At 64.7% G+C, this 25,307-nt stretch carries 24 protein-coding genes and 1 tRNA gene; 18 read left to right on the top strand and 7 right to left on the bottom strand.

Going from position 1 to position 25,307, the window contains the following annotated elements:
- Nucleotides 1-2 precede the first annotated feature (2 nt).
- Nucleotides 3-1,046 carry a rod shape-determining protein gene (locus tag LZ536_RS01865; RefSeq protein ID WP_249846602.1) on the bottom strand — a complete coding sequence of 348 codons (1,044 nt, stop codon included), beginning with the start codon at nt 1,044-1,046 and terminating at the stop codon, nt 3-5.
- A gap of 155 nt (nt 1,047-1,201) precedes the next feature.
- On the opposite strand from LZ536_RS01865, the gene mutL reads away from it, so the two are divergent.
- Together mutL and LZ536_RS01855 are read left to right on the top strand one after the other, a co-directional pair.
- Complete coding sequence (gene mutL, locus LZ536_RS01860; RefSeq protein WP_249846601.1) at nt 1,202-2,968, top strand: DNA mismatch repair endonuclease MutL; 1,767 nt, start codon at nt 1,202-1,204, stop codon at nt 2,966-2,968.
- A 71-nt stretch (nt 2,969-3,039) separates the two neighbouring features.
- Nucleotides 3,040-3,213, top strand: a complete 174-nt coding sequence (locus LZ536_RS01855) for a hypothetical protein (protein WP_249846600.1) — start codon at nt 3,040-3,042, stop codon at nt 3,211-3,213.
- Here the strand turns inward: LZ536_RS01855 and ilvC are convergent.
- Together ilvC and miaA are read right to left on the bottom strand one after the other, a co-directional pair.
- Complete coding sequence (ilvC, locus tag LZ536_RS01850; RefSeq protein WP_249846599.1) at nt 3,210-4,175, bottom strand: ketol-acid reductoisomerase; 966 nt, start codon at nt 4,173-4,175, stop codon at nt 3,210-3,212. The two genes, LZ536_RS01855 and ilvC, sit on opposite strands and share 4 nt — an antisense overlap.
- A gap of 9 nt (nt 4,176-4,184) precedes the next feature.
- Nucleotides 4,185-5,108 carry a tRNA (adenosine(37)-N6)-dimethylallyltransferase MiaA gene (gene miaA, locus LZ536_RS01845; protein ID WP_249846598.1) on the bottom strand — a complete coding sequence of 308 codons (924 nt, stop codon included), beginning with the start codon at nt 5,106-5,108 and terminating at the stop codon, nt 4,185-4,187.
- Between miaA and serB the strand changes: the two genes are divergently transcribed.
- Complete coding sequence (serB, locus tag LZ536_RS01840; RefSeq protein WP_249846597.1) at nt 5,101-5,964, top strand: phosphoserine phosphatase SerB; 864 nt, start codon at nt 5,101-5,103, stop codon at nt 5,962-5,964. The genes miaA and serB overlap by 8 nt on opposite strands.
- Here serB and LZ536_RS01835 read toward each other — a convergent pair.
- Nucleotides 5,961-6,884 carry an SPOR domain-containing protein gene (locus tag LZ536_RS01835; RefSeq protein WP_249846596.1) on the bottom strand — a complete coding sequence of 308 codons (924 nt, stop codon included), beginning with the start codon at nt 6,882-6,884 and terminating at the stop codon, nt 5,961-5,963. The genes serB and LZ536_RS01835 overlap by 4 nt on opposite strands.
- A gap of 151 nt (nt 6,885-7,035) precedes the next feature.
- Between LZ536_RS01835 and LZ536_RS01830 the strand changes: the two genes are divergently transcribed.
- From LZ536_RS01830 to LZ536_RS01820, 3 genes are read left to right on the top strand one after another with little or no spacing between them, the layout of a single operon-like run.
- Nucleotides 7,036-7,758: a ParA family protein gene (locus LZ536_RS01830; protein WP_249846595.1), complete on the top strand. Its 723-nt coding sequence runs from the start codon at nt 7,036-7,038 to the stop codon at nt 7,756-7,758.
- Between the two features lie 15 nt (nt 7,759-7,773).
- A complete protein-coding gene (locus LZ536_RS01825) occupies nt 7,774-8,427 on the top strand; it encodes a hypothetical protein (protein ID WP_249846594.1) in 654 nt (217 codons plus the stop codon).
- A gap of 21 nt (nt 8,428-8,448) precedes the next feature.
- The gene (locus tag LZ536_RS01820) at nt 8,449-9,780 is read left to right on the top strand and encodes an SPOR domain-containing protein (protein ID WP_249846593.1); all 1,332 of its coding nucleotides are present in this window, start codon (nt 8,449-8,451) and stop codon (nt 9,778-9,780) included.
- On the opposite strand, the gene LZ536_RS01815 is transcribed toward LZ536_RS01820, so the two are convergent.
- From LZ536_RS01815 to LZ536_RS01805, 3 genes are read right to left on the bottom strand one after another with little or no spacing between them, the layout of a single operon-like run.
- Nucleotides 9,777-10,676 (bottom strand): aspartate carbamoyltransferase catalytic subunit, encoded by a 900-nt coding sequence (locus LZ536_RS01815; protein ID WP_249846592.1) that lies wholly within the window; start codon nt 10,674-10,676, stop codon nt 9,777-9,779. The two genes, LZ536_RS01820 and LZ536_RS01815, sit on opposite strands and share 4 nt — an antisense overlap.
- 12 nt (nt 10,677-10,688) lie before the next feature.
- Nucleotides 10,689-11,162 carry a Holliday junction resolvase RuvX gene (gene ruvX / locus LZ536_RS01810; RefSeq protein ID WP_249848531.1) on the bottom strand — a complete coding sequence of 158 codons (474 nt, stop codon included), beginning with the start codon at nt 11,160-11,162 and terminating at the stop codon, nt 10,689-10,691.
- Nucleotides 11,159-12,274, bottom strand: coding sequence for a DUF3089 domain-containing protein (locus tag LZ536_RS01805; RefSeq protein WP_249846591.1), 1,116 nt, complete (start codon nt 12,272-12,274; stop codon nt 11,159-11,161). The genes ruvX and LZ536_RS01805 overlap by 4 nt, the downstream gene beginning before the upstream one ends.
- Nucleotides 12,275-12,533: 259 nt before the next feature.
- Here LZ536_RS01805 and LZ536_RS01800 point away from each other — a divergent pair, with 259 nt between their 5' ends.
- From LZ536_RS01800 to LZ536_RS01745, 12 genes are all read left to right on the top strand, one after another.
- The gene (locus LZ536_RS01800; protein ID WP_249846590.1) at nt 12,534-13,433 is read left to right on the top strand and encodes a TSUP family transporter; all 900 of its coding nucleotides are present in this window, start codon (nt 12,534-12,536) and stop codon (nt 13,431-13,433) included.
- Nucleotides 13,430-14,491: a 2-oxoglutarate and iron-dependent oxygenase domain-containing protein gene (locus LZ536_RS01795; RefSeq protein WP_249846589.1), complete on the top strand. Its 1,062-nt coding sequence runs from the start codon at nt 13,430-13,432 to the stop codon at nt 14,489-14,491. Before LZ536_RS01800 ends, LZ536_RS01795 begins: the two co-directional genes overlap by 4 nt.
- A gap of 45 nt (nt 14,492-14,536) precedes the next feature.
- Complete coding sequence (gene gatC / locus LZ536_RS01790; RefSeq protein WP_249846588.1) at nt 14,537-14,824, top strand: Asp-tRNA(Asn)/Glu-tRNA(Gln) amidotransferase subunit GatC; 288 nt, start codon at nt 14,537-14,539, stop codon at nt 14,822-14,824.
- The gene (gene gatA / locus LZ536_RS01785; RefSeq protein ID WP_249846587.1) at nt 14,824-16,305 is read left to right on the top strand and encodes an Asp-tRNA(Asn)/Glu-tRNA(Gln) amidotransferase subunit GatA; all 1,482 of its coding nucleotides are present in this window, start codon (nt 14,824-14,826) and stop codon (nt 16,303-16,305) included. The genes gatC and gatA overlap by 1 nt, the downstream gene beginning before the upstream one ends.
- Complete coding sequence (gene gatB, locus LZ536_RS01780) at nt 16,305-17,768, top strand: Asp-tRNA(Asn)/Glu-tRNA(Gln) amidotransferase subunit GatB (protein WP_249846586.1); 1,464 nt, start codon at nt 16,305-16,307, stop codon at nt 17,766-17,768. The genes gatA and gatB overlap by 1 nt, the downstream gene beginning before the upstream one ends.
- 11 nt (nt 17,769-17,779) lie before the next feature.
- On the top strand, nt 17,780-19,414 hold the full coding sequence (locus LZ536_RS01775; RefSeq protein WP_249846585.1) for an alkaline phosphatase family protein: 1,635 nt from the start codon (nt 17,780-17,782) through the stop codon (nt 19,412-19,414).
- A 75-nt stretch (nt 19,415-19,489) separates the two neighbouring features.
- Nucleotides 19,490-20,275, top strand: coding sequence for a hypothetical protein (locus LZ536_RS01770; protein ID WP_249846584.1), 786 nt, complete (start codon nt 19,490-19,492; stop codon nt 20,273-20,275).
- Entirely contained in the window at nt 20,265-21,500 is a 1,236-nt protein-coding gene (locus tag LZ536_RS01765; protein WP_249846583.1) for a M48 family metallopeptidase, read from the top strand. Before LZ536_RS01770 ends, LZ536_RS01765 begins: the two co-directional genes overlap by 11 nt.
- Nucleotides 21,501-21,514: 14 nt before the next feature.
- Entirely contained in the window at nt 21,515-22,138 is a 624-nt protein-coding gene (locus LZ536_RS01760; protein WP_249846582.1) for a hypothetical protein, read from the top strand.
- 433 nt (nt 22,139-22,571) lie between these two features.
- Nucleotides 22,572-22,656: transfer RNA gene (locus LZ536_RS01755), tRNA-Leu, on the top strand.
- A 93-nt stretch (nt 22,657-22,749) separates the two neighbouring features.
- Complete coding sequence (tig, locus tag LZ536_RS01750; RefSeq protein WP_249848530.1) at nt 22,750-24,342, top strand: trigger factor; 1,593 nt, start codon at nt 22,750-22,752, stop codon at nt 24,340-24,342.
- Nucleotides 24,339-25,298: a cupin domain-containing protein gene (locus LZ536_RS01745; RefSeq protein WP_249846581.1), complete on the top strand. Its 960-nt coding sequence runs from the start codon at nt 24,339-24,341 to the stop codon at nt 25,296-25,298. The genes tig and LZ536_RS01745 overlap by 4 nt, the downstream gene beginning before the upstream one ends.
- Nucleotides 25,299-25,307 lie beyond the last annotated feature (9 nt).

Raw genomic sequence — 25,307 nt, 5'->3', positions numbered from 1 at the left:
CGTTACGCCGTCTGCAGGACGCCGCGGAACTGCTCTTCTTCGAGCGCCCGGCCGGTGCCGAGCGCGACGCAGGTCAGCGGATCCTCGGCGACCGTGACCGGCAGGCCGGTCTCGTCACGCAGCACTTCGTCAAGGCCCTGCAGCAGTGCGCCGCCGCCAGTGAGGACGATGCCCTGGTCGCAGATGTCCGCGGCCAGCTCCGGCGCCGTATTCTCAAGCGCGATGCGAACGCCCTCGACGATCGTACCAACCGGTTCCGACAGCGCCTCGGCGATCTGGCCCTGGTTGATGGAGATTTCCTTCGGCACGCCGTTGACGAGATCGCGGCCCTTGATGTGGACGGTCTTGCCGATGCCGTCGACAGGCGGCTTGGCGATGCCGACCTCCTGCTTGATGCGCTCGGCCGTGGCTTCGCCGATGAGGAGGTTGTGGTTGCGGCGAACATAGGAGGAAATCGCTTCGTCCATCTTGTCGCCGCCGACGCGGACCGACGTGGTGTAGGCGAGGCCGCGCAGCGACAGGACGGCGACCTCCGTGGTGCCGCCGCCAATGTCGACGACCATCGAGCCGATCGGCTCAGTCACCGGCATGTCAGCGCCGATCGCGGCGGCCATCGGCTCTTCGATCAAATAGACTGCCGAAGCGCCGGCGTTGGACGCGGCGTCGCGGATCGCGCGGCGTTCGACCGAAGTCGATCCGGAAGGAACGCAAATCACGATTTCCGGGAAGCGCCAGGCGCGCATCTTGCCGCCGTGCACCTTGTGGATGAAGTGTTTGATCATCTGCTCGGCGACATCGATGTCGGCGATGACGCCGTCGCGCAGCGGGCGGATTGCCTCGATCTGGTCCGGCGTCTTGCCCATCATCAGCTTGGCGTCGTCGCCGACGGCCTTGACCTTCTTGACGCCATTGATGGTCTCGATCGCGACCACCGACGGCTCGTTGAGGACGATGCCCCGTCCGCGCACGTAAACCAAGGTGTTGGCGGTACCCAGATCGATGGCCATGTCATGGCTCATCCACTTGAACCAGCGGTTCCAGAACATGCTTAACCCGTCTCTCGCTTGCTGCCGGAAGAAGGACGTCCACCCCGGCCGCCCCAGTTCACGATTCCTTATCCAAACCCTTGTGAAAGCTAGATGAATTCTAGTGCGAATTCAGTGCTTCGCAGGCCGGTTCGGATTGGGCTACGAGAGTTAACATGTCAATAAGAAGGCTGCCTTCCGAACTCGTCAACCGGATCGCTGCTGGCGAGGTGGTCGAACGGCCAGCGAGCGCAGTCAAGGAACTGGTAGAAAACGCTTTGGATGCAGGGGCTTCGACCGTTGCGGTTAGGCTGTCGGCGGGCGGGCTCGACCTCATCGAAGTCACCGACAATGGCTGCGGCATGGCGCCCGACGAGATGCGCCTGGCGCTGGAGCGGCACGCGACGTCGAAGCTGCCAGACGACCGCATCGAGGCGGTCGCCAGCTTTGGCTTTCGGGGCGAGGCCTTGCCGTCCATCGCCAGCGTTGCACGACTGACCCTGGAAAGCCGGGTGAGGAGCGCCGACGGCTGGCGGCTGACCATCGATCATGGCGAGCCGGCAGGCGAGCGGCCGGCGTCGCTGCCGCCCGGAACACGGGTCCGGGTCGAGGGACTGTTCGACAAGGTGCCGGCGAGGCGGAAATTCCTGCGTAGCCCGCGCGCCGAATATGCAGCGTCGCTGGATGCGGTACGGCGGCTCGCCATGGCCCGGAGCGACGTCGCGTTCAGCCTGGAGCATGACGGGCGAAAGATACTGTCGGTTCAACCATCTGATACGCCGACGCGCGTCGCGGCGCTGCTCGATCGGGAGCTGGAACGGCATGGGCTCGGCATCGATTGCGTGCGGGACGGTTTGCGGATGGCGGGCGTTACGAGCCTTCCGACCTTCAATCGCGGCATGGCCGACCATCAATATCTGTTCGTCAACAACCGCCCGGTGAAGGATAGGCTGCTAGTTGGCGCGCTGCGTGCGGCCTATCGCGACCTGCTGGCCCGCGACCGGCACCCGGTGGCGGCTTTGTTCGTCGAGGTGCCGCCGGACGAACTCGACATCAACGTCCACCCGGCCAAGACAGAGGTTCGGTTTCGCGATCCGTCGGCCGTTCGCGGGCTGATCGTTGGCGGCTTGCGGTCGGCGTTGGATGAGGCAGGCCACCGCAGCGCGGCGCGGGAGCAGTTTGCGGCTGCCGTGAATTGGCAAGCCGAGCCGGTGATGCCCATTTCGCCGCCCGTCGATGCACTCGCCACGCTTTTCGAGACTCAATCAGAACCGGCGGCCGCCGTGATGGAACGATCCGCGCAGTTCGCGGCGCCAATGGGGCGGGCAGAAGCTGCGCAGCCCATCCCGCGGGAGGCGCCGCGTTATCCGCTCGGCGTCGCGCGCGGCCAGGTCGCCGCCACCTATATCGTCGCCGAAGCAGAGGACGGGCTGGTCATCGTCGACCAGCATGCAGCGCATGAGAGGCTGGTGCTGGAACGGATGCGGCGCGCGAATGAGGGCGGGGAAGTCGCTCGTCAGGCACTGCTCCTGCCTGAAGTGGTAGAGCTGGACGAGCCGGACTGCGATCGGCTCGAAGCGGCGTCGGCCGAACTGGGCGAGCTGGGCCTTGAAATGGAGCGGTTTGGGCCGTCCGCGATGCTGGTGCGCGCGACTCCCGCGCCCCTGGGAAAGACCGACGCAAAGGCACTGCTTGCCGACCTTGCCGCTGAGCTGGCCGAACTTGGGACGGCGCTCGCGCTCCGCGATCGCCTCGACCATGTCGCCGCGACCATGGCCTGCCACGGATCGGTTCGAGCGGGACGGGTGCTGTCCGTTGCCGAGATGAACGCCCTGCTGCGCGAGATGGAGGTCACGCCGCATAGCGGCCAGTGCAACCACGGCCGCCCTACCTGGGTGAAGCTTGCCAATGCCGACATCGAGAAGCTGTTCGGCCGCCGCTGAGCCGGTCAAATCGACAGGAAGCCGGTGCTCTGTTATCGTGACCGCCGGGACCTCTAACGGGAGGGCGTCTCATGAGCGACCACGACCGCATCTATTTCGCGCGACGCGCGGCCGAAGAGCAAAAACTCGCAACGGAAGCGGGCGATCCGCAGGCGGCCGAAGCCCATCGCAAGATGCAACGCGCCTATCTTGAGCGCGCCAGCGTCGGCGAACGGCCGCACGCCGAACACGACGTCATCGGCTAGGATTCAAGCGACAGTCGCGCCTGCTCTACGGCGAGCGCGCGAGCGCGCATGCGGGCGCTCCTTAGCAATGGATAATCGCGGGCGGCTTCGTCCCTGAGCGCTTTGGCGAAACGGCCGCTGCGGACCTCATCCAGCACTTCGCGCATGCGTTTGCGGACATGGTCATCGACCACGCGCGGTCCGCCAAGCACCGCGCCAAGCTCGGCCGTATTGCTGATTGCTTCACGCATGCCGGCGATGCCGCGCGTTTCGATCAGTTCGGCGATGAGCTTCAACTCGCCCACGCATTCCATGTAGGCGATTTCAGACGCGACGCCGGCCTCTACCAGGATGTCGAACCCCGCGACGAGGATTTCCGGGACGGCGCCCCACACGACCGCGCCCTCGTTGAACAAATCGGCTTCGCATTCCTCGCCGAAGCTGGATTGCATTAGCCCGGCCCGGGCGCAGCCAATGGCGCGGCCATAGGCCAAGGCGATGTCTTTGGCATTGCCGGTCGCATCCTGGTCGATGGCCCAGAGCGCCAGCATGCCCTTTCCTTCGCTGTAGAGTGACCGCAGCGCCGTACCGGGTCCCTTGGGCGCGACGAGATAGACGTCGAGATCGGGGCGGGGCTGGATCTGCTTGAAGTGGATGGCGAGGCCGTGGCTGAAGCCGAGGGCCGCACCTTCACGCAAGTGCGGCTCGATCTTCCGGTAAAGGCTGCCGAGGATTTCGTCGGGCGCGAGCATCATGACGACATCGGCACCGGTGACGGCGTCTTCCAGGCTCGCGACCTCCAGCCCTGAGCCTCGCGCGGCATTCTCGCTCGGAGAATTGTCGCGCAGACCGACGACAAGATCGATCCCGCTATCATTGAGATTGAGGGACTGGGCTCGGCCCTGATTGCCGAAGCCGAGGACGGCGACCCGCTTACCGGCGAGCGGCGAGGGGTCGATGTCATGCTCGCGGATCAGGTCCATGACCGAGCGCTACGGCTTTTGGGTAAAGTTCGCCAGCGCTTGCGCGGGGTCATCGACCGGATCGACGTAGCGCGGCCACTCCACCGGCGGCTGGTGCGCGAACCACGTGTACTGACGCTTGGCGTAGCGGCGTGTGGCCTGACTACCCGCCGCTATCATGGTTTCACGGTCGACTTGGCCGCGGAGGAACGCGGCAATTTCCGGAACCCCAATGGCGCGCATGACTGGCAAATTGGCGTCGAGATTGCGAGCAAGCACGCGTTCGACTTCCTGGATGGCGCCCTGTTCGATCATGGATTCGAACCGCGCGTCGCAGCGGGCGTAGAGCCAATCGCGGGGCGGGAGCAGGACCAGCGCCCGCAAGTCCACATGGCCACCGATTCCTCCTTCGTGTTTGGAATGCCAATCCCTGAGGCTCCGACCCGTCGATTTTACGACTTCGAGGGCCCGCGCCACGCGTGTCGTGTCGGCGGGATTGAGCCGGCCCGCCGCTTCGGGATCGAGGCGCTGAAGCTGGGCAAGATTGTCACCGACGGCCTTTAGCCGCACCGCTTTGCGAACTTCGGGATCGATTGGCGGTACTGGCGCGATGCCATCGAGCAAAGTCCGCAAATAGAGACCGGTGCCGCCAACCAGAATGGGCAGCTTGCCGAGGTCATGGGCGCGGGCGATTTCGGCTTTTGCGAGTTCCGCCCATTCGGCCGCGGAGCAGGCGAGGGCGCCATCGCGGATGCCATAGAGGCGATGCTCCGCACGCGCCCGCTCCGCTTCGCCCGGCGCGGCGCTGAGGATCGGGACGTCGCGGTAGATCTGGGCGCTGTCGGCATTGATGACGATGTCATTTTCGGCTTCGGCGAGCGCCAGCGCCAGCGCCGACTTGCCGCTGGCGGTCGGACCGGCGATGAGGGCCAAAGGAGGACGCGCCTTGCTCATTGCGACGCTGATAGCAGCGGGAAGGCTGGATGACAGGCTGCTGAAGGCCAGCCTGGAGCGGCTCGATGATGCGCGCTTCCTTGGATGGGTCGATGAAGGCGACGCCGCTGATCTCGCTGTGGGCGATTCAGCCGGGACGCGAGCGGCGCTCGAAGGGTGGGAAGGCGTCGATCTTGTTGTCCAGCCGGCCCGCCATCGTCGCAAGCGGTTGCTGGTCGCCGACATGGATTCAACAATCATCGGGCAGGAGTGCATCGACGAACTCGCCGACTATGCCGGCATCAAGCCGCAAATCGCCGCCATCACCGAACGGGCAATGCGCGGCGAGCTGGATTTCGCGGCCGCCCTCAAGGAGCGGGTCGCGTTGCTGGCGGGACTTGATGCGTCGACGATCGAGCTTTGTTTGGCGGAGCGTATCCGGCCCAACCCTGGCGCCGAAACCCTGATCCGAACTTTGCGCCTGCATACCGTCGAGACAATCCTTGTTTCGGGCGGGTTCACAGCTTTCGTTGAGCCAGTCGCGAAGACGGTTGGCTTCAATCGTTTCGAGGCCAATGTGCTTGGCGTTCGGGACGGCAAGCTGACCGGCGAGGTCGAAGGACGCATCGTCGATTCTACCGTCAAGCGCGATACGCTTGTCGAAGCGCGCGAGAGCCTGGGTCTCGAACCCGAAATGACTTTGGCGATCGGCGACGGGGCTAACGACATCGCGATGGTTGAAGAGGCGGGGCTGGGGGTTGCCTATCGTGCCAAGCCAGCCCTGGCCGACGTCGCCGACGCACGGCTCGACCATCATGGGCTCGACGCTTTGCTGTGGGCGGCCGATATCGGCCGCCGCCACTGGGTGGCCGACTAGCGAGCCTCCACGGCGAAACAGGCTTGCGGGGCCAAACGAGCGCATGCGGATGTTGCTGCTGCGCGGCTCTCGAACGGCCCGGCCTGCAGGCGCGTGATCTTGCCGACCGGGATGTAAAAGGCCTGCCGGCCCGAGAGCGCCCCGTTGCCGGATAGCTTCCAATACAGGCCCTCCGCCGCTCCCCTTGTCGAGAATGCGCCAAGCTGAACTCGCCAATTGCCTTTCGCTGGCACAGCCTTGGCCGTTTCGGATTTCGCGGGAGGCTTTTGGACTGGGACGTCGGCGACAATCGGAGGGGGCGCCTTGGCCTTGGCTTTTGGCGGTGGCGAGCCCTTCTCGTTCGACTTCGGTGCTCCGCCCTTGGCGGCGGCGAGCGCGATGGCGACTCCCTTCTGCCGCTCCTCGACCGTCATGAGCTTGTCCATTTCGGTGAGGGTCGATTTCGCCGGCGCCAGCCCTTGGGCAGCGGCGCGGCTGACATAGGCGTAGCCGAGCACCGGGTCCTGAGGCAGGCCGTCGCCGTTGAACAGCGCCGTTCCGACCACGAGCAATGCCCGGGGTTCGCCTTTTTCGGCTGCCCGCTTGAGCCAAGTCATGGCTGTTGCGCGGTCTCCGCTGTCGAACAGGAGAAGGCCGAGGCTGACCTGGGCGTCCGTATGTCCCTTCTTGGCAGCGACTTCGAGCCAGTGCTTGGCCTGCGAGCTGTCGGCGGGGACGCCCTTGCCGAGGCGATAGGCCTGGCCGAGATCGAAGGCGGCGTCGACATTCCCCTTTTCGGCAAGGTTGCGCCAGATGGCGACGGCGCCGGCGTGGTCGCCGCGCTGCCACGCCTCGACGCCCGACTTCACGGTCGGGGCCTGGGCCGTCACCGACGAGCCGAGGGCAAGCGCAACGCTCGCGATCGCAATCCTTAACCGCATTTACGGGATCTCCCACGCGAACAAGCCGATTGGTTGTAGCTTACAGAAGGCTTGGCCCCGGCAACAAGGTCGGGACCGCATTAACCAATATTTAGGGGCTTTCCTGTCAGGTGGCAGCCTGATCAGCGTCAAATAAGGCGAGGGGAATAGAATGCGCGTTCTGGCAATGGCATCGCAGAAAGGCGGATCGGGCAAGACGACCCTGTCCGGGCATCTGGCGGTGCAGGCGCAGATGGCCGGTGCCGGCCCCGTCTGCCTGATCGACATCGATCCCCAGGGCAGCCTTGCCGATTGGTGGAACGAACGGCAGGACGAAATGCCCGCCTTCGCGCAAACCACCGTCGCGCGACTTGCCTCCGACCTTGAAGTGCTCCGCCAGCAGGGCTTCCGCCTGGCAGTCATCGATACGCCGCCGGCAATCACCATGGCGATCCAGAGCGTTATCGCCGTTGCCGAGCTGATCGTCATCCCGACCCGTCCGAGCCCGCACGACCTGCGCGCCGTCGGCGCCACGGTCGACCTGTGTGACCGCGCCGGCAAGCCGCTGATTTTCGTCGTCAACGCCGCGACGCCCAAGGCCAAGATCACTTACGAAGCCGCGGTTGCCCTGTCGCAGCATGGCACCGTCGCGCCGGTTACCATCCACCACCGCACCGATTTCGCAGCCTCGATGATCGACGGCCGCACGGTAATGGAAGTCGACCCCGGCGGACGCTCCGCTCGCGAAGTCGTCGAGTTGTGGGAGTATATTTCCGACCGCCTCGAAAAGAATTTCCGCCGCACCGTGTTCGCGGCGCCGAATGCTGCGCCCGGTATCGGCGCTGCCAGCCCACGTCCCGTCGGCGGCTTCGGCCGCCGGGTGGTCGGCCAGTAAGGGGCGCGTATCACCATGAATAGTGAACCCAAGCCTTTCGCCTCCCTCTCTTCCGGATTGCTGGCCCGCAAGGGTGCTGCCCGCCCGGCGATGCGGCCTCAGGGGTTCGGCGCCCAAACCGGCAGCGGCCTTGAGGATCTCGGCTGGAACGACATGGGCTTCGAGCCGCCAAAGGCCGCCGAAGCACCCCGCGATGACGAGCATGACGCGTTCGGCGAAGAGCTGACCCCGCATCCGACCCGTAATCCGCTGGCGGCCCTGACTCCGGTCGGTTCGCCTGTGCACGAGCAGCAGGCGGAAATCGTCGATCGCCTGGTCGGTGAGGAACCGGACGTCGGTCATGAAGAAGAAGCTGACGAGGATTTCGACGAAACCGCCGAGCTGGTGGACGTCGAGGCCGTGGTCCGCATGCCGGAGCCGGCCAAGCAGCAGGCAATTGCGCGTCCGCGCCGCCAGCCGAAGCCGCGTTCTGCACCAGGAACGGGCAGCAAGGCCGCCTTCACGCTGCGGCTTGACCCGTCGCGGCACTTGAAGCTGCGCCTGGCTTGCGCGGTCAACGGTCGTTCCGCCCAGCAATTGGTAACCGACGCGGTCGACCGCCTGCTGAACGAAATGCCCGAACTGGAATCGATGGCCGAACGCGCGCCCAAGAAACAAGCGCGGGCCTGAGACACATAAAGAGGTGATGACATGGTGAAGAACTTCGGATCCGCACTCACCGCCCTGGGGCTGATCGGAGCCCTGAGCGCCTGCGCCCACCCGTCTGCCAACCTGCACACTGCAGCCGTTGCGCCTGTCTCGAGCAAGGCCGGACTCGCCCTTCGCGCCCAGGATGCGCTGGCGCGCGGCGATAGCGCCGCTGCTGTAGATTTCGCGGAGCAGGCGGTTGCCGGCACGCCGGGCGAAGCGGATTTCCGGACTCTTCTTGGCAATGCCTATTTCGCTGCCGGGCGCTTCGCCTCGGCGGAAGCCGCCTACAAGGATTCGCTGACGCTGAATGGCGGCCAGGCGCAGGTCGTCCTTAAGCTGGCGCTGGTTACGATCGCGCAGGGCAAGTCCGAGCAGGCCATGGCGTTGCTCGATTCGGCGCGCAACTCGCTCGATCCTTCGGATTATGGCCTTGCGCTGGCGCTTGCCGGCCAGCCGCAGATGGCAGCCACTGTGCTGGAAACTGCCGCCCGCGCGGTCGGAGCTGATGCCCGCGTCCGCCAGAACCTTGCGCTCGCTTATGCGCTGCAGGGCGAATGGACCGCCGCCAAGACTGTCGCCGCGCAAGACATTCCGGCCGACCAGGTCGATGCGCGCATCCAGCAATGGATGGCCTTCGCCAAGCCGGCGCATGCCTTTGACCAGGTCGCCGCGCTCACGGGCGTCACGCCTGCCGCTGCCGATCCGGGGCAGCCCGTCCGCCTGGCGCTGAATGCACCGCAGCAGGACGTGCGCCTTGCGGCGGTTGAAGCCGCGCCGGCACCCGCGCCGGCCTTTGAGGCTGCGCCGCCGATGGTTCAGCAAGCCGCTGCGCCAGCCCCGGCTCCGGTCGAATATGCCGCACCGGTCGAGGTCGCACCCGAACCGGTTGCCATTGCGGCTGCCGATCCCGCGCCGGTCGCTCCGCCGCCGGCCGCGAAGGCGGTAAAGGCGAAAGCCAAGCGCACTACGGTCCTTGCAGAAGCAAAGCCGGGACTCAGCCCGCGTGCCTCCAACCTGTTCCGCAAGGCGAGCTTCGCCAAGCCGGTTCGCGGCAACAGCAATGCGGTCGTGCAGCTCGGCGCCTATTCGTCGAGCAACTTCGTCCATGTCGCCTGGAACAACATCTCGAAGAAGTACCCGGCGCTGCGCGGTTATGACCCCAGCACGGCCCGCTTCGAGAGCGCCAAGGGCACCGTCTACCGCCTGTCGGTCAAGGGTTTTGCCAGCGATTCCCAGGCCCGCGACTTCTGCGCTTCACTGAAGAGCGCCGGGGGAAGCTGCTTCGTCCGCGACACCGCGGGCGACGCGCCGGTCCGCCTCGCTTCGCTCTAGGCCAAGCGCTCGGCGGCGAGGAGGTCCAGGCAGGCCATTCGCACGGCCACGCCCATTTCGACCTGAGTGACGATCAAAGACCGTTCGGGGTCGTCGGCCAATGCGCCGTCGATCTCGACGCCGCGATTGATTGGGCCAGGGTGCATAACCACGGCATTGGGCGCGGCCTTGGCCAATCGTTCGGCAGTCAGGCCATAGCGCGCGAGATATTCGCCCGGCCCATCATTCAGATCTTCGTCAAGGCGTTCACGCTGGATCCGCAGCATCATCACGACATCCGCGCCCTGGACGGCCTCGTCGATCGAGCCTGACCCATCGAAATCCTTCGGAAGCAGGGATGGCGGCCCTGCAAAACGCACATCCGCGCCCAGGCGGGACAGGAGCTTGCCATTCGAACGGGCGACGCGGCTGTGGGCGAGGTCGCCGCAGATCGCGACCCTGAGGCCTTCGACGCGGCCGAAATGACGGCGAATGGTCGCGGCGTCGAGCAGCGCCTGCGTCGGATGCTCGCCGGTGCCATCGCCCGCATTGATCACGGGGCAATCCATAATGCCCGCGACGTTTCGCGGCGCGCCGCTGGTGCCGTGGCGGATCACGAGCGCGTCGGGGCGCATGGCGTTCAATGTCCGCGCCGTATCCTCGAGAGTCTCGCCCTTTTTGATCGAGCTCATCTCAACCTGCATCGTCACCATTTGCGCGCCGAGCCGCTGTGCGGCGATCTCGAAGCTCAGCAGGGTGCGGGTCGAATTCTCGAAAAACGCATTGAGGATGGTGAGGCCGTCGAGCCGATGGTCGTTACGCCGAGGCTGGCGGTTGAAGGCGAACCAGCGATCGCCCTCGTCGAGAATCGTGGCGATCTGGGCGTCGGTCAGATCGTCGATCGAAATCAGGTCCATGAAGATGACGGCCTAACGGGCTGGCGGCAAATTGGCCAGCGCGTCGATGGCGCCCTGAAGGATATGGGCAGCGGCGAGCTTGTCCACGGCCTCGGCCCGCCTGGCGCGGCTGACGTCGGCATCGATCATCGCCCGCTCGACGGCCTGGGTCGACCAGCGCTCGTCCCAAAGGAGTACCGGCAGTGCCAGCGGAGCAAGGTTGCGGGCGAAAGCACGCACGGACTGGGTTCGGGGGCTGTCGCTGCCGTCCATGTTGAGCGGCAGGCCGACGACCAGCCCGGTGACGCGGTGAGTGGCGACAAAGGATTTCAGCGCTTCCAGGTCCCTTGTGAACTTGCTGCGTCGGAGGGTCTCAGCCGGTCCGGCAAAGCTCCAGCCGGCATCGCAAAGGGCGAGGCCGATCGTTTTGGTGCCGACATCGAGGCCGGCGAGGACGCCGGCGTTCGGCAGCGTCTCGGCGAAATCGGCGGCGGAGGCGGTGATCAATGCTTGCTCCATGCCGCAAGCCTCCTCTCCGCATCGCGCCGGATCGCGCCCCAGAAGAGGGCGTAATCATAGACGTGGTAGTTATTGCCGGGGAGGACGAATGGCCCGAGCGGCGGAATTGTGCCGTCGACCGTCAGGAAGCCGTTGTCGCAGCGGCTGCCGACCTGGCCGGTGGTGAGCGTGGCCGAGGAAAGGTCGGCCGTCGGGAGCAGAGTTCCTGGATTTTCGCCTGGCTGCGACCTGCCATTCTGACGGCCGCTAACCGGATCGACACAGAGCATGTCGGCCTGCTGGCGTTTGATGCCGGCGAGCCCGCGCGTGCCGACCCAGGAGTCGGCCACTAGGGAGGTATTCGCCGGTTCGCCAAAGCTCTGCCAGCTGAGGATGCACCCGGCCTGTTCCGGCTGGGCGCAGGGCGAAAGCCCCGTCGCGGGCAAGTCGGAATGAATGCCAACCGGCCAGCCGACGACATAGGCGGCAACGAGGCGATTTTTCAGCTGGTCCTTGCGGCCGGAGAGAAGGCGCAAGAGATGCAGCGAGCCCTGGCTATGCCCGGCGAGGATGACAGGGCCGGATGGATTGGCGGCGAGGAATTCGTCGAAGGCCGAGCGGACGTCGCCATAGGCTAAATCGAGCGCTTTGTTGGCGTCCTCGCTCTTCAGCAGGAAGGCGCCGTACGCTGCCTGGCGATAGCGTGGCGCCCAGACATTGCCGACGCCATTGAAGGCGCTTGCCTGGCTGCGGACGAAGAGCTGGGTCCGCATTTCGGTGTCGCCGTCGATTGCGACAGGCGCATTCCAGTGATCGCGCTGCAGATAGGTCGTAGGGTGGATGAAGAAGACCGCGGCCTTGTTCTCCGTCGGCGTGGCCGCAGCAAAAGCATCCGGCAGCCAACGCGAAGGATCGGAATCCACCGCCATGTCCGGCCGGGCAGCCCAGTTCGCGGGCAAACTATAATCGGGCCCGGCACCCGCGGCCTTTGCTTCGAAATGGCCCTTGGGAGTGGCCTGCGTCAGCAGGACGTTACCGCCCCACTGGTAAATCGCGAAGGCTCCGCCGACGACCAGCAGGATCAGGAAGAAAACGAAAATCAGGAAGCGGCGCGCGCACATGGGCGGCGGCGTTAAGGGAGGGCGTCCACACGGGCAAGATGGCAGCTTGACCTGGTTCGATAGCAGCACCTAGTCTGGCGCAATGAACCACCCGAGCGCCCCTGCTGACGCAATGACCACCGGCACCTGGTGGCGCGGTCGTATGCATGCGGAGCGATGGCGCGACTGATCGGCCTTTCAATCGATCATCGACTGCCCGCCCGCCGCCCGGCGGGCTTTTCTGTTTTTGGGTGAAATTCATGCGTAAAGTGACTTTGAAATGCTGCTGATAGCGCTCCTCATTCCGCTCGGCCTCGCAATCCTCGTCTATGCGTACGTGCTGGCACGAGAGGCGATCGGACGCCGCGCCTGGCCAACCCCCGAAGCGCTCGCCCTCGGCGCGGTGGTCAATTTTTTCGATACGTTCGGGATCGGCTCGTTCGCCCAGACGACCGCCTGGTTCAAATTCCGCAAACTGGTCCCCGACCGGCTGATTCCGCCGACCATGATCGCGGGCCTAACGCCGCCGGCGATGGTCGAGAGCATTATTTTCCTGATCCTCCTCGGCGTGCGCGTCGACCCCGTCCTATTATTCGGTGGCGCGATGGCGACGTTCGTGGGCGGCATCGTCGGTGCGCCGCTGGTTGTTCGTGCCCGCGCCTGGATCGTGCAGATGACGGTCGCCATCGGCCTGGCGATGGCAGGCATCGCCAACCTCCTAGCAATTCTCGGCAGTCTTCCTGCGGGCGGTACGGCATCAGGCCTGCCGATGGGGCTTACGATCGTCGCTATCGTGGCAAGCTTCGGCTTTGGGCTGCTCGCCAATTTCGGGGTCGGCAATTACGCCCCAACGCTGGCGATGCTGAGCCTGATGGGCATGGACCCGCACTATTGTTTCCCGATCATGGCGTCGGGCGCATCGCTGATGGGCGCCGGTTCGAGCGTTCGGTTCGTGAAGGTGCCGGAAATCGACCTCAGGATTGTCGTCGGACTGGCGCTGGGAGGTATCCCGGCGGTGCTGGTCGCGGCGCTGATCGTCAAGGAGATGGACGTTGACGTCCTGCGCTGGGTGATCACGGTGGTCGTGTTCTATACAGCTGTTGTGATGGCGCGCGCTGCGGTCAAGGGACATCGCGAACACCGGCTGGAAGCCACGACTGCGCAGGCGGCAGCGTTATGAGCGATGCGTTGAACAAGGACTTCGTGAAGTACGACCAGGTCCGCAAGTCGCACACCTATCGGTTAGCCGAGAGCGAAAGTGACGAGTTCGACGAGGACTATGAGATTGCCGTCCTCGATTTTTCGCGGTTCCTGGGCGGGAATGCGGACGACAGGGCGCAGTTTGCCGAGGAGTTCGTTCGTGCGCTCAAGGAGATCGGGTTCGCGGTTCTAACCGGACATGGGGTCGATCCTGCGCTTTACGATGCGATGCACGAGGGTGTGCTCGACTTGTTCACTTCGACGCCACTTGAAACGAAAATGCGATTTCGCGCGGCGCGGCACGGATCAGTCAGTCAAGGCTATTTCCCGCTGGAGGAGACAAGCGAGATCCATCCCGATTTGGTGGAGGGATGGGTCTGGTGCCGCCGCGCATTTGATATCCCTCAGCGAGGTGGCGAGCCGACGCATGCGGAGAACTATTGGCCGGACGCGGCCTTTGAACCCTTGTTCCGCCAGTTGGTCGAGGCCCATGAGCCGCTGTTCAAGCCAATTGCCCAGGCGATGCTCATGGGATTGGGCGCGGACCCGCACTTATTCGATCGAAGGCTGACGAAGACCAATTTCGGCCTTCGGCTGAACTATTATCCGCCGCTGACTGCTGAGCAGGATCGGTCGGGCGCGGGGCGGTTGCTGGGTCATGAGGACGTGGACCTGTTCACGATCTTGCCGTCAACGCGGGTGGAGGGCCTCCAGGTCTGGAATCATCGCAGCGGTAAATGGGTGAGGATGCATGCGCCCTACGGCTCGATCATCATCAATACCGGCGATTACATGCAGCTGATCAGTAACGACCTGCTGCCGTCGACGACGCATCGGGTCGGCAAGCCGGCCGACGGATCCCACCGTGACCAAGCGCGCGTGTCCTTCCCGATGGCTGTCTACGTCTGGGAGGATGAGGTGCTTGAGGTCCTGCCTGGCCTTGGCGAGGCGCATTACGAGCCGATCAAAGCCATAACCTTCCACACACGCAGTACCTCGAAATTCTACGGCGACGATTATGCGGTGGAGGAGGGCTGACCTAACCGGTTGCCGCGTTCGCGTGGCCCCGCTATCGCGCCCGCCATGTCCGTAAACGCAGATCAGGTGCGCCATGTCGCCAAGCTCGCCCGCATCGCCATGAGCGATGCCGAAGTTGAGAAAATGGTGCCCGAATTCAACAATATCCTGAAATGGGTCGAACAGTTGGGCGAGGTCGACACCGATGGCGTCGAGCCTTTGACTGCCGTCATCGACAATGAGCTTCGCCTACGCGACGACGTCGTCAACGACGGCGATTGCCGTGACGACGTGTTGAAGAACGCGCCGGAGGCCCAGCACGGCTTCTTCGCCGTGCCGAAGGTGATCGAATAGTGTCCGAGCTGACGACAAAGACGATCGCTGAATTGCGCGACGGGATCGGCGCGGGCGATTTCTCCGCTCGCGAGGTGGCCGAGGCTTACAATGCCGCGGTCGTCGCGGGCCGTTCGCTCAATGCCTATACGGTGGAGACGCCGGAACTGGCGCTGGCCGCCGCCGAGGCCGCCGACAAGGCACGGGCCGCTGGCGAGCTGAAGCCGCTGTCGGGCGTGCCGCTCGGCATCAAGGATTTGTTCGCGACCGAGGGCGTCGACAGCACTTCGGGATCCAACATCCTCAAAGGGTTCAAGCCGACCTACGAGAGCACGGTTTCGGGCAAGCTCAAGGCGGCGGGCGCCGGCATGCTTGGCAAGCTCAACATGGACGAGTTCGCCATGGGTTCGTCGAACGAGACCAGCGCCTATGGGCCGGTGATTTCGCCCTGGAAGCGGAATGATGGTGGCAACGCCGCGCTGACCCCCGGTGGGTCTTCGGGAGGTTCGGCGGCGGCGGTTTCGGCGGGACTGGCCGCGGGCGTGACCGGCACCGACACGGGCGGTTCAATCCGCCAGCCGGCGGCCTTCACCGGCATTTGCGGGATCAAGCCGACCTACGGCCGCTGTTCGCGGTGGGGCATCGTCGCCTTTGCGAGCTCGCTCGACCAGGCGGGGCCGATGGCCAAGACAGTGCGCGATTGCGCTATCTTGCTCGAGGCGATGACGGGGTTCGACCCCAAGGACGCGACCTCGCTCGATCTGCCGGTGCCGAACTGGGAAGCCGGACTGTCCAGCGATCTCAAGGGCAAGAAGGTCGGCATTCCGATCGAATATCGAATCGACGGGGTGCCGTCGGAGATCGATGCGCTATGGGACAAGGGCGTGGAGTGGCTGCGCGATGCTGGCGCCGAGCCCGTCAAGATCAGCCTGCCGTACACCAAATATGCGCTGCCGACTTACTACATCATTGCTCCGGCAGAGGCGTCCTCGAACCTCGCGCGCTATGACGGCGTTCGTTACGGACTTCGCGAGGCGCCCGAGGGCGGCAATCTCGATGCGATGTATGCGGCGACGCGGGCCGCCGGTTTCGGCGCGGAAGTTCGCCGCCGAATCATGATCGGCACTTATGTGCTGAGCGCGGGCTTCTACGACGCCTATTTCACCAAGGCGCAGAAAGTCCGGACCTTGATCAAGCGCGACTTCCGCGACGCATTCGCCGAGTGCGATTTCATCCTGACGCCGACTGCGCCTTCGGCGGCCTTTGGGTTGCAGGAGAAGATGTCGGACCCACTGGCTATGTATTTGAACGACGTCTTCGCGGTTCCGGCGAGCCTGGCGGGCCTGCCGGCCATGTCGGTGCCGGGCGGGCTGGACGGGCAGGGGCTTCCGCTCGGCCTGCACCTGATCGGCAAGGAACTGGACGAGCAGGGCGTGCTCAATGCCGCGCTGGCGATCGAGGAACGGGCTGGGTTCACCGCGCGCCCGCAGAGGTGGTGGTGATGAGCGAATATCGCATCAAGGGCGAAACCGGCGAATGGGAGGTCGTGATCGGCCTTGAGGTCCACGCCCAGGTCGTCAGCAACGCCAAGCTTTTCTCTGGGGCCGCAACGGCATTCGGGGCGGAGCCGAACACGCAGGTGAGCCTTGTCGACGCGGCCATGCCGGGCATGCTGCCGGTGCCGAACAAGGAGTGCATCCGCCAGGCGGTGCGCACGGGGTTGGCGCTGGACGCCGTGATCAATCGCTGGAGCCGGTTCGACCGCAAGAACTACTTCTACGCGGACCTGCCGCAGGGCTATCAGATTTCGCAGCTCTACCATCCGCTGGTCGGACCGGGCGAGGTCGAGATCCTGCTCGACGACAAGGACGAGAACAGCGTCAAGCAGATCGGCATCGAGCGCATCCACGTCGAACAGGACGCGGGTAAGCTGATGCACGACCAGCACCCGACCATGTCTTATGTGGACCTCAACCGGTCGGGCGTGGCGTTGATGGAAATTGTCTCGCGTCCGGATATGCGTTCCCCCGCAGAAGCAGGAGCTTATCTTCGGAAGCTGAGATCGATCCTCCGCTATGTCGGTTCGTGCGACGGCAATATGGAAGAGGGTTCCATGCGTGCCGACGTCAACGTCAGCGTGCGCAAGCCGGGCGACGAGTTCGGCACCCGGACGGAGACCAAGAACGTCAATAGCGTCCGCTTCGTCATGGCGGTGATCGAGCATGAAGCGCGCCGACAGATCGAGCTGATCGAAGAGGGCGGCAAGGTCGCCCAGGAGACGCGGCTCTACGATCCGGACAAGAACGCGACGCGCTCGCTGCGCTCCAAGGAAGACGCACACGATTATCGTTACTTCCCGGACCCCGACCTGCTGCCGCTGGAGCTGACCGAGGATTTCATCGCCGACTGCAAGGCGAGCCTGCCGGAACTGCCCGACGACAAGCGCAAGCGTTACGAAGGCGTCGGCGTGACCCCGTACAACGCGAGCGTGCTGACCGCCGAGGTCGAGACGGCGCGCTGGTTCGATGCGCTGCTGGAAGCCGGGGCGGAGCCGAAACAGGGTGCGAACTGGGTCGTTGCCGAGCTGTTCGGGGCGCTGAACCGGCGGAGCGAGACGCTGGCGACGACTGGGATCTCACCGCAGGAGGCGGCGGAGCTGCTCAAGTTGGTCGCCGACGGAACGCTGAGCGGCACTTTAGGCAAGCAGGTGTTCGAAATCATGCTCGAAACCGGCGATGCGCCGTCGAAGATCGTCGAGGAACGCGGGCTCAAGCAGACCAGCGACACGGGCGCGATCGACGCGGAGATCGACAAGATCCTGGCCGCCAACGCCGACAAGGTCGCGGAATACAAAAGCGGCAAGGTGCAGCTCTTCGGCTTCTTCGTGGGGCAGGTAATGAAGGCCATGGCTGGCAAGGCCAACCCCGGCGTCGTCAACGAGCGGCTGCGGGCCAAACTGGATTGAGGAGAGTGCGGGTGCGTAAGGTTGGTCTTGCCGTTGCGGCCTCGCTGGCTGCCTGTTCACCCTCTGTAGCGCCCGCTCAACCGCTCAAGCCCGATGCGCCGAAGCTGATCCTAGCGATCTCGGTCGACCAGTTTTCCGCGGACCTGTTCGACGAATATCGCGGGCAATTCACGGGCGGGCTCAAGCGGCTCATCGACGGGGGAACGGTCTTCCACAACGGTTACCAGAGCCATGCCGCGACGGAGACCTGTCCCGGCCATTCGACCATCATGACGTCGAAACGCCCGGGATCGAACGGGATCATTGCCAACACCTGGGTCGACTGGGGTGCGCCACGCGCCGACAAGACTGTCTATTGTGCCGAGGATGAGAGCGTTCCGGGCTCTACCTCGACCGCTTACACGGTGTCAGTGAAGCATCTGAATGCAACGACGCTCGGCGACCGGCTGAAAGCGGTCTCGCCAGCCAGTCGCAACGTCGCCGTCGCCGGCAAGGACCGAGCGGCGATCATGATGGGTGGGCACAATCTCGACCAGCGCTGGTATCGGCAAGGCACTGCTTTTGCGACTGACCTTAAGGGCGTCACCGTTCCGCGGAGCGTGACCTCGACCAACCAGGCGCTGACCAATGCGATCGCGCAGGCTCGGCCGGCACTGGACCCGCCGGCCTTCTGCCAAGCCAGGGACAAGGCCTATCAGGTATCGCCAACCCTGTCGGTCGGTACCTGGCGCATGGACCGAGCCGCGGGCGATGCCTCCAGCTTCTTCCGTACGCCAGAGTTCGACGGAGCCGTGCTGGCCTTGTCGGCGGCACTCATCCAGGAAATGCAGCTTGGCAAGGGCCCTGCGACCGACGTCATGTCCGTCGGCCTGTCGGCGACGGACTATGTCGGCCATGCCTTCGGCCGTGGCGGCATGGAAATGTGCCTGCAAATGGCAGCGCTGGACCGCGACCTGGGCGACTTCCTGGCGCTGATGGACCGTAGCGGCATCGACTATGCAATTGTCCTGACCGCCGACCATGGCGGGCTCGATATCCCCGAGCGGCTCCGCGATCATGGTGTCGCCGACGCCGCGCGCGCCGATCCGGGCCTCGACGCCGCCGAAGTCGGCAAACAATTGGCTCCGCGCCTCGGGCTCACTGGCACTGTTCTCAAGGGTCTTGGCATCGCGGGTGACATCTGGGTCGACGCGTCGGTCCCGGAGGCCAAGAAGGCAGAGGTCATCAAGGCGGCGGAAGAACGCTACCAAGCGCATCCCCAGGTTTATGGCGTCTATACCAAGGCCGAGATCCTGGCGCTGCCGATGCCGTCGGGGTCGCCGGTTTCATGGACCGTGCCGCAGCGTATCCGCGCCTCCTATGACGCTACGCGGTCCGGCGATCTCTATGTCGCGCTCAAGCCCAACATCAGCGCGGTGGCGAAGCCGAGTGTTGGTTATACGGCGACCCACGGCAGCCCTTGGGACTATGATCGGCGCGTGCCGATCATTTTCTGGCGTAAGGGAGCCGCACCTGCGGCGCCCGAACAGCCGGTCGAGACGGTCGATATCATGCCGACGCTGGCGGCGATGATCGGACTGCCGGTCGCAAAGGGTTCGATCGACGGCAAATGCCTGGCAGCGGCGGGCGCCAGGTGCCCGCGATAGGGTTGTTGCAAATTACGGAAAATAAAGCATAAATCGCTACGCTCGTTCAGCCGGCGGGGTCCGGAGGGAGGCTGTGTGCGTCGCTTTTCATTGATCGCTGCCGCGTCGGCGCTGGCTTTGTCGGCCTGCGTCCAGACCAAACAATATGCGGATGTCGAATTCGCCCCGCCGCAAGGCGATTACAAATTGCTGGTCATGCGCCCGGACGTCAGCGTCGGGTCGGTCACGACCGGCGGAATGGTCGAGCAGCGCGCCGACTGGACCGAGACCGCCCGCGCCAATGTCCTTGCAGCGCTGAAGGCGCAACAGGCCGGCCGCGGCGGCAATGCGCTGATTTTGGAGCGGCGCGATAGCCTTCCGGGCATTCCGCCGGACACCGTCGCGGAGCTGGAGCGCCTTAACTACGCAGTGTCGCAGTCGATCGCGCTTCATCGCTACAACGGCAATTACTTGCCCACAAAGCGCGGCAAGGGCCTCGACTGGACGCTAGGTCAGGACGCCGTGCGGCTCGGCCAAGCGACGGGCATGGATTATGCTTTGTTCCTCCACGCCGAGGACAGCTTTGCGTCCACGGGCCGGGTCGCCCTGCAGGTGCTGGGCGTCGCAGGTTGCATCGTCGGTTTCTGCGCACCGAATATCGGCGGTGGCGGCCAGTTTGCCTACGCGTCGCTCGTCGATCTCCACACCGGAAGTGTCGTCTGGTTCAATGTACTACAGGCCGGAACCCAGGTTGCAGGCGTCAACATGGGCGATATTCGCAAGCCAGAGGGCGCCGCGCAGATGGTCGACCGCCTTCTCGGCCGCATGAAGCCGGGCAAAGCCGTGAGGGCGCGCGAGAAGGCGGCTTCCGATGTGCATTAATTGCCTAAACCTGAGCCGGCGCACGATGCTGGCGGGTGCCGGAGCGCTGGCGGCGAGCAGCATCACGGGCACAGCGGCGGCAGCCCGCATCCTGCCAGCCAATATGGTTCCGCTGGTCGGCGCCGGTTATCGGCCGACCGACAAAGACGAGATCGGCATCTGGCAGCAGATGGAGCGGGTCGAGGAGGAGATCGCGGGCTCGAACCTTTTGATCCAGGATCCGCAGACCATCGCTTACCTTCAAGGTCTGTTCGCCCGCGTCGGCGGACCGGCCGCCAAGGACATGCGCATTTACCTGGCGCGCATTCCCGAGTTCAACGCGGTGATGTTCCCGACCGGGTTTGCGGTGGTCTTCTCCGGCTTGCTGCTGCGTATGCGGAACGAGGCCCAACTCGCCGGCGTCATCGCCCACGAGGGCGGGCACTTCCTGCGCAAGCACCAGATACGGCAGTGGCGCGACATGCGCCGCAAAACGGATATTCTGGCTATCGCCTCGATGGCCGGCGGTGTCGCCGGCGGGGCGGCTGGCTTCTATGCCGGCGATCTTGCCCAGCTTGCCCAGTTCGGCACGATTCTCAGCCTGCTGAAATATAGCCGCGACCTGGAAGCCGAGGCGGACGCCATGGGCCTCAGGCTGATTTCCGATGCAGGTTTGCGGCCGATGTCAATGTCGGAAACTTGGGACCAGCTGATTGCCGAGCTCGATGCCTCCGCTCGTTACCGCCGCAAGAAACACCATGACCGCGGGATCACCCTGTTCGCCAATCATCCGCTGCCCGAAACGCGTCGGGCCGACCTCAAGATCTCCGCCGCCGAAGTGACGGTGCCGGGAAGGGTCTACGACGACGGACACCGGCGTTACGTCCAGGCCATTTCCAATATCCGGCCGATGCTGCTCGACGATCAGGTAAAGCTCAACGATCCGGGTGCAAGCCAATACGTTGTCGAGACGCTGGCCATGGATGGCTGGAATGGCCTGCTGCGTTTCCATGAGGGCGAGATCTGGCGGCTGCGAAACCGTGAAGGCGACGACATGCGGGCGGCGCAAGGTTATGCGGCGGCGGTGCAGTATCCGGATGCTCCTGCGGACGCCTGGCGCTGGCACGGCATCATGCTTCAGAAGACCGGCCGCACGGCGGAGGCGAAGGGCGCCTACCAGCGCTACCTCGCCATGGCGCCGAATGCGCCGGACGCGCCGTTCATCCGCCAGCAGCTCCAGCAGTAAGGGGGCCGAGTTCCATGAAACGCATGATGATCATTGCTGCCGTCGGGGTGCTGACCGCCTGCACGACGGGAGATGGCGGCGGCGGCTTCAGTAGTGGCGGATACGCCCTAGTCAGGCCACGTACGACGAACGTCGGCGATGGTTCGATGATGGTGACGCCACCGCGCGAGTGGAACCGCGTCAGCACCGTCTGGGCGATCGACGACATACGCGCGGTCGAGGATTGGACGCTGAACGGGCCGTACCTCGACAGCATGAGCTTCGTTACGGGGCTCAAGGGCGGTCGCTACATCATCCGCCAGAACAAGCGCGATGCTCAGCAGGTCCCGAAGTTTCGCTCGGACATGACCGCGCCGGAAATCACGGCGATGTTGGAGAGCTTTTACCGGGTGCGCGCCGGATCCGTGGACCTAACAACCACCTCGCTGCAGCCGCGCCAGTTCATGGGTTACCCCGGCTTCCAATGGGATTTCGAGCATCTTGACGCGGATGAGGTCAGGCGGCGCGGACGGGTCGTCGGCGCGGTGATCGGCGGCAAGCTCTACCTGATTCTGCTCGATGGCACGCGCATGCACTATTTCGACGCGGCCCTGCCTGATTTCGAAGCGGTCGTGAATTCGGCGCGATTCCGCTCATAGACAGGATCTGGGGGTGGCGGCTCCTCCGGCTCGTCCGGCAGGGGCGGCGGCTTCGGGTCGGGCGGAGTGCTGGCCATATCAGCTCACCGGGGAAATGGGGGTTGTCGGCGGCTGTGTACCCGGTGTCGCGGGCGATGGCACGTCAATATCCGGTCCTGGCTGTGGAGCACCGGGCGGCGCGGGTGATGGCTGGCCGGGCTGCGGAGGTTGCGCCGGCGCAGGCGTTGCGGGCGGCTGTTGCGGCGAAGGCGGCAGTTCCGGCATCGGTGAGGGCGTTTCTGGCGTTGCCGGGGGCGTGCCAGGTGCGGGTTCCTGTTGCATCGAGAAGCTCCTTTCCCACCCAACGCCTTCGGCCTGCGGGAGTTTCTCGTGGCGCAGCGGCTTGCCCCACGGCCCATCCTTGCTATAGGCCGCGCTCCTTCAGGGCGTCCGCGCGCGCGTGGCGGAACTGGTAGACGCGCTGGATTTAGGTTCCAGTGTCGAAAGACGTGGGGGTTCGATTCCCTCCGCGCGCACCACGCGCATGCAGAGGCACCTAAAGGGTAGCTGAGCATGGGCATCGCACAGGCGCCCTGTGACGATTTGAGATTTTGAGGTTTGGACAAGTGACGATGAAGACGGTCGAGACGGAAAACGAGGGCCTGAAGCGCGCCTTCATGCTGACCATTCCCGCCAAGGATATCGAGGCGCACGTCGATCGGGAGGTGAAGCGCATCGCTCCGCAAGTGCGCATGCCCGGCTTCCGCCCAGGCAAGGTGCCGCCGAACCTCATCCGCAAGATGCATGGCGAGTCCCTGCAACAGGAAGCGCTGTCGTCTGCTGTCCAGCAGGGCGTGCAGGCTTTGCTCACCGAGCAGAAGATCCGCCCGGCGATGCAACCGGAGGTCGAGCTCGGCGAAGGCTATGAGCACGGCAAGGATGCCGAGGTGAAGGTTCGCCTCGAGACGCTCCCGGACGTTCCCGCGCCGAAGATCGACAAGCTCTCGCTCGAGCGCCTGACCGTCGAGGCCGACGATTCTGCCGTCGATGCCCAGATCAAGACGCTCGCCAGCTCGCAGAAGAATTGGACCGATGCCAAGAAGGGCCATAAGGCCTCGACCGGCGACTTGGTCGTCATGGATTATGTCGGCACTGTCGACGGCGAGGAATTCGCTGGCGGCACCGGCGAGGGTATGTCGGTCGAGATCGGCTCCGGCTCGCTGATTCCGGGCTTCGAGGATGGCCTGGTCGGCGCCAAGGACGGCGACGAGCGCAAGCTCAAGGTGACCTTCCCCGAAGACTATCCCGCCGAGAATCTGAAGGGCAAGCCAGCCCAGTTCGCGGTCAAAGTGACCGGTGTGAAAGTCGCCGGCGAAACCAAGGTCGACGAGGATTTCGCCAAGTCGCTGGGCCTCACCGGCCTCGACCAGCTGAAGGGTCTTATCAAGGACCAGCTCCAGCAGGAACTGAACGGCCTGACCCGCACCCACATGAAGCGTCGCCTCCTCGACCAGCTGGCCGAGCGGCACGACTTCGCCGTGCCGCCGTCGATGGTCGATGCCGAGTTCGCCAACATCATGGCCCAGCTGCGCCATGAAGCGAGCCATGAGGCCGATCCGCAGGCCGCGCTGGCCGAGATCGAAAGCGAAGCCGACGATTACCGCAAGATCGCCGAGCGCCGCGTGCGCCTGGGCCTGCTGCTCAGCGAAATCGGCGCCGCCAATGGTGTCGAGATCAGCCAGCAGGAAATGAACCGACTGATCGGCCAGGCCGCCGCGCAATACCAGCCGGCTGACCGCGAGAAGTTCATCCAGTACGTCCAGAACGACCCGATGGCCGCCGCCCAGCTGCGCGCGCCGCTATATGAGGATAAGGTCGTCGATTTCCTCTTCTCGAAGGCGGACATTAGCGAACGCGCTTCGACTCGCGCCGAATTGGAAGCCGATCTCGAGGCCGAGGAAGGCCATGTCCACGGACCGGGTTGCGGCCATGACGTGCCGGCCGCCAAGGCACCCGCCAAGAAGGGCGCCAAGGGCAAGACCGAAGCAAAACCTGCGAAGGCGGAAGCCAAGCCTGCCAAGGCTGAAGCCAAGCCCGCTAAAGCTGAGGCGAAGCCGAAGCCGGCCAAGCCGGTGAAGGACGCGGCGCCCGCCAAGGCTCCGGCGAAGGCGGCTGCAAAGGCCGAGAAGGCGCCCGCCAAAAAGGCTCCGGCGAAGAAGAAGTGAGCGAAAGCGCCTTTCCCGACCAGGACGGGCGCTTTTCCGACCGGCTGATCGTCTCAAGCGATTTTGCGCGCGATTTTGCGCGCATGCGCGGCGAGGGTTGGCGGGTCGATGAGATCTACCCGGCCGACGAGCCGCATTCGGCGATCCTGAGTAGGGCAGGCGAGAGCGCTCACCTGTCCAGCATGCCGGATGCGGGCGAGCCAAGCGATCGGTTGCCAGCATTCCAAGCGGAGTTCATCCTGACCCGCTCGGCCGCGGATGGCGGCGAGGGCAGGGCGGGGATGCGCTACCGCGACCTCATCCCGAGCCGGTTGGGAGGGCGTTACATCGCCTCCCACATCACGATCGCCGAAGGCGGTCCGGTCGACGACTGGGTCCATTATCACGGCGTCGCCTTCCAGATGATCTTCGTCCGCAGCGGTTGGGTGAGGGTCGTTTATGAAGACCAGGGCGAGCCGTTCGTCATGCACGCGGGGGAGATGGTGCTGCAGCCTCCGTACATTCGCCACCGCGTTCTGGAGAGTTCGCCGGGCCTGGAAGTCATCGAGATCGGCTGCCCGGCGCTCCACAAGACGTTCAGCGACCATGAGATGCAATTGCCGAACGGAATTGGGCAGGACCGCACGTTTTCCGGTCAGCACTTCCTGCATTCGGCAATCGACGATCGAGACGCGGGGCTGATGGATGCTACCGGCGGTTTGGCGGACGCCCGAATCGTCAGCGCCGCTACCCGCTTCGAGCCGCACGTCGGCGAGCTTGTATTTGGCTTTGTGCTGGAGGGCGCGGCCAGGCTGGACTTCGGCGATGGCGCCGCGCTCGGTCCTGCCGATGCGTTCGTCATTCAGCCGGGCGAAGCATGGGCAATCGCCGATGCGTCGGCGGATTTCCGCCTGCTTCATGTGACTACAGCGCAAATGCCGGAGCGGATTCCGGGTTCACCTGCGAAATCCGCCTAGCGGCTGTTA

The organism is Sphingomonas alba, assembly GCF_023516555.1.
Classification (GTDB): Bacteria; Pseudomonadota; Alphaproteobacteria; order Sphingomonadales; family Sphingomonadaceae; genus Sphingomicrobium; species Sphingomicrobium album.
This window is presented reverse-complemented; position numbering and strand designations above follow the sequence as displayed.